Annotated in this window: 6 protein-coding genes; all 6 read right to left on the reverse strand. The window is 71.4% G+C overall.

The window, feature by feature from the left end:
• Positions 1-38: 38 nt before the first annotated feature.
• Entirely contained in the window at positions 39-341 is a 303-nt protein-coding gene (locus tag FOE67_RS19870) for a gas vesicle protein K (RefSeq protein ID WP_438874261.1), read from the reverse strand.
• Positions 338-586: a gas vesicle protein gene (locus FOE67_RS19875; protein WP_182666204.1), complete on the reverse strand. Its 249-nt coding sequence runs from the start codon at positions 584-586 to the stop codon at positions 338-340. The genes FOE67_RS19870 and FOE67_RS19875 overlap by 4 nt, the downstream gene beginning before the upstream one ends.
• Entirely contained in the window at positions 573-1379 is an 807-nt protein-coding gene (locus FOE67_RS19880) for a GvpL/GvpF family gas vesicle protein (protein WP_182666205.1), read from the reverse strand. Before FOE67_RS19880 ends, FOE67_RS19875 begins: the two co-directional genes overlap by 14 nt.
• Before the next feature lie 68 nt (positions 1380-1447).
• Entirely contained in the window at positions 1448-1825 is a 378-nt protein-coding gene (locus tag FOE67_RS19885) for a gas vesicle protein (RefSeq protein ID WP_228474073.1), read from the reverse strand.
• A gap of 5 nt (positions 1826-1830) precedes the next feature.
• Entirely contained in the window at positions 1831-2856 is a 1026-nt protein-coding gene (locus FOE67_RS19890; protein ID WP_182666206.1) for an SRPBCC family protein, read from the reverse strand.
• A 6-nt stretch (positions 2857-2862) separates the two neighbouring features.
• Positions 2863-3637 (reverse strand): histone protein (locus FOE67_RS19895; protein ID WP_323385101.1); only part of this gene is annotated, 775 nt, incomplete at its 5' end.

The raw sequence follows: 3637 nt of genomic DNA on the forward strand, positions 1-3637 counted from the left end.
GACATCCCGGCCCCCTTCGGGAGCGCCCCGCGTCCCCCTCACTCCACGGGGAGCAGGGTTCCCAGCGGGCCCAGGTCGATGTTCAGATCCTCGGGGCGCAGCCCGAAGTGTTCGCGCAACTCGGTCATCCGCCGGTCCAACAGCATCAGGGTGGTGCCGATCCGTTCCACCCGGTCGTCCGACAGGTCGCCCTCCTCCACGCGGCGGAGGGCCTGCCGCTCCACCAATTGGCGCAGCAGTTCCACCACGGTCAGGACCAGGGCCACCAGATCGCGGGCGGCGTCCTCCGGATCCCCGGCACCGACGATCGCCGGCCCTCCCGGCGGCCGCGTCCCGTTCACCGTGTCCACGGTTCCTCCCCGCAGCCGGGGACGTCCCCGAACGGGGACGCCACCCGGCCTCCCACCGAGGAGAGCAGGGCGTGCAGGGAGAGCCGCACCAGCGGAACCTCGGCGATGGCCACGACGATGTCCCCGCCGATCACCACCCCGGTCGCCAGCACCCGGTCCAACAGGTCCACCAGTGGCACCCCGATGGGGGCCGGCATCTCCTCGCCCGGGGCCGGGAGCCGGTCACCGTCCCTCATCGACGACCTCCCCGGCGAACGAGTACGGCACCCACGGTCCGGTGGCCTCCACCCGTACCCGGGCCCCGGGGTCGGTGCGGCGGTCCGGCGCCGTGACCCGGGCGACGAGCTCCCGGCCGCGCCCGGCCTCCACCAGGCAGGCGAGGTTGAGCACCTGACGGTGTTCCCGTCCAGTGACCTCCACACCGTGGACGCGTAGGGGGCGGGTCGCCACCGCCACCCGCGCGGCCTCGGCCCGGACCCGTTCCACCACCCGCAGCACCAGGGAGTCCCGCTCCTCCTCGCTCCGTCGACGGGCTCTCAGGCGTTCGAGGTACGCCAGGCCCCCGGTCCCCTCCGCGGCCCCGGGAGGGTTCGGCCCGGTGGGGGAGCGGCGGTCCCGCTCCGCCGTCCCCCCGGGCCCGGGAGGACCGATGTACACCTTGACCCCCCATTCGGCCCGTCCCTCCAACCGGTCCAGGGCGGCGAGCAATGGTCCGGCCCGCTCCGCCACCGCCGCGCGGGCCCGCGCGGCGCCGGCGTGAACGGTGGCCATCGGCAACGGCACCACCGTCGTGGAACGCGCGGCCGCCGCGACCACCTCGTGATGTGCCCGGGCGCAGCGTTCCAACTCCGCACGGACGGAGAGCCGTTCGCGGAGTGCCTCCTCGGTGAACGACTCGGCCGGAACCTCCTGCACCACCAGGGCCAGCTCCCCCACCCGCAGCGTTCGCACGGGAGCGGAGGACAATCCCCCCACCTCGGCCAGGTGGGGAAGGGGGAGGGGGCGACAGACGGCGAACGCGTGCAGCACGGTCGTCCCCGCCCCATCGCCCGGCGGCGAAGGGACGGGGGCCGACGTGGTCCCACCACAGGAGCCGATCACCGTCCCCGCCTTTCCCCGGTGGGGGACGCCGCCCGCCGTCCGGAGGTGGTGGCGGTGGGGAGTTCGGCCTCCACCTCGGCGATGCGTTCGCGCAGCATGCGGTTCTCCTCGGCGAGCGCGTCCCTGGCGGCCCGCCCCGAAAGGGAGGGGTCGGTCTCCCACCAGTCGATTCCCGCCCGTTTCGCGGTGTCCACCGACGAGACGAACAGCCGCAACCGGATGGTGAGCAGCTCGATGTCGAGGAGGTCGATCCTGATGTCCCCCGCGATCACGATGCCCTTGTCCAGGACGCGTTCCAGGATGTCCGCGAGGTTGGCCGTGCGCGGGGGGCCGGGGTCCCCGGGGAAGTCGTACGGGTCGGCCGCCGCCGGCAGGGCGCTCACCGGCGCCTCCCGGAGTCCTCGCCGTCCTCCTCCTCTTCGTCCTCTTCGTCCTCTTCGTCGTACTCCTCCTCGTCCTCGGGGTACTCGTCCTCGTCCTCTTCGTCCTCGTCCTCTTCGTCCTCGCCGTCCTCTTCGTCCTCGGGGTTCTCCTCCTCTTCCTCCTCCTCGTTCTCCGGCTGGTCCTCCCCGTTCTCGTCCGACTCCTCGGCGACGACCTCGTCGTGGTCCCGGACGACCTCGCCGTCACGGATCTCGCCGCGCCACCCCTCCGGCTCCTCCTCCGCCGCCACGGACACGTAACGCTGGAAGTGCTTGAGGTCCAGGCGCAGGCGCCGCCCCTGGGCGCGCCAGAGATTGCCCGTCTTCTCGAAGAAGCCCGAGGGCTGGTACTCGACCACCACGACCACCCGGGTCAGGGAAGGGGCGAGCTCGTGGAAACTCACCACGCCGCGCGTGGTCCCCTTGGGGCCCTCCGTGGTCCACCGGATCCGTTCGTCGGGGATCTGTTCCCGGACCGTGGCCTTCCAGCTCCGGTTGGAGAAAGCGATCTTGAGCTTCCAGTCGCTGGTCACCTCGTCGGAGGGATCGACCGACTGCACGCCCTTGGTGAAGTCGCCGAAATTCCGGTACATCGTCCAGTGGTTGTAGCAGGTGCGCAGCGGGACGCCGATGTCGAGAACCTCAACGATGTTGATCACCTTGGGATTCCCGCTTCCGCCCCCGCCCCCGCCGAAGAGTTTCTTCACCCCGCCGCGGACGCTTTCCCCGATTTTCTCGCCGCCGGCGCCCAACAATGCCTTGCCCGGGGATTCGCCGCCGAGCATCTTCGCTCCCGCCTTCGGCAGGGCTCCGGCGATACCGCCGGACTTCCCGGCGTTTTCGGCCAGTTCTGTCACTTTTCCGATGGCACTCTCCACCAGGACCCGGGCGCCGGTGGTCGCGAGTTCCCCCAACTCCCCGCGCAGCCGCTCCAGGCTCGCTCCCAGGTCCGAGATGTCGGGCTTTCGATCGGTGTTCGCCATGGTCCCCTACCTCCGGCCCCGGGAGCCCGATGTCGACGAGCGGGTGGTTTTCCGCGCGGTTTTCTTGGCCGTGCTCTTCTTGGCAGTGCTCTTCTTGGCCGCGGCTTTCTTGGCAGTGCTCTTCTTCGAGGTGGTTTTCCCGGCCGCCGTCTTCTTGGCAGGAGCTTTCTTCGCCGGGCTCCTGCGGCCTCCGTCCCGCTTTTTCGCCTTCCCGCCCCCGGCGCGGGGAGAGGGCTCGGGTTTCTCCTCCTCCGGCTCCTCGTCCTCCTCTTCCGGCTCGGGTTCCTCCTCCGGCTCCTCGTCCTCCTCTTCCGGCTCGGGCTCCTCCTCCGGCTCCTCGCCCTCCTCGGGCTCCTCGCTCTCCTCGTCCTCCTCCGGTTCCTCCTCGGGCTCCTCCCGGCCGGAAGGAGGGCCGCCGGCGGCGGCCCGCAGCGCGGCGTTGCGCTCCTGCAGGGTCTCGGTCAGGCTGCCCAGGCGTCGGCTCACGGCGGCGACGGCGGCGGCCCGGCCGGCGTCCACCAGGTCCCCGCTCACGCGGTCGCCCAATTCGGCGAACTGCGGGTTCTCCCGCAGTTTGCGCACGCCCTGTGCGGCCAGGTCCCTGGGATTCAGCCCGAAACGGCGGCCCGCGACGTAGGTGGCGACGGCGAAGGCGATCCGGGCCTTCTTCGTCCGGCCCAGCAGGTAACCGGTGGCGAGGCCGGTCACCAGGGCCGTTTTGGTCGTGTCATCCATGGTGTTCACTCCGCTGGTGGGGAAGGGGTTCCGAAGGGTGCGGGGG

The sequence above is a fragment of the Streptomyces calidiresistens genome, assembly GCF_014141525.1.
Lineage (GTDB): Bacteria > Actinomycetota > Actinomycetes > Streptomycetales > Streptomycetaceae > Streptomyces > Streptomyces calidiresistens.

What these genes read in the sequence shown, in the direction of transcription:
- FOE67_RS19890 (WP_182666206.1), bottom strand. Translation starts at nt 2,856, where the DNA reads ATGGCGAACACCGATCGAAAGCCCGACATCTCGGACCTGGGAGCGAGC.
- FOE67_RS19875 (WP_182666204.1), bottom strand. Translation starts at nt 586, where the DNA reads ATGAGGGACGGTGACCGGCTCCCGGCCCCGGGCGAGGAGATGCCGGCC.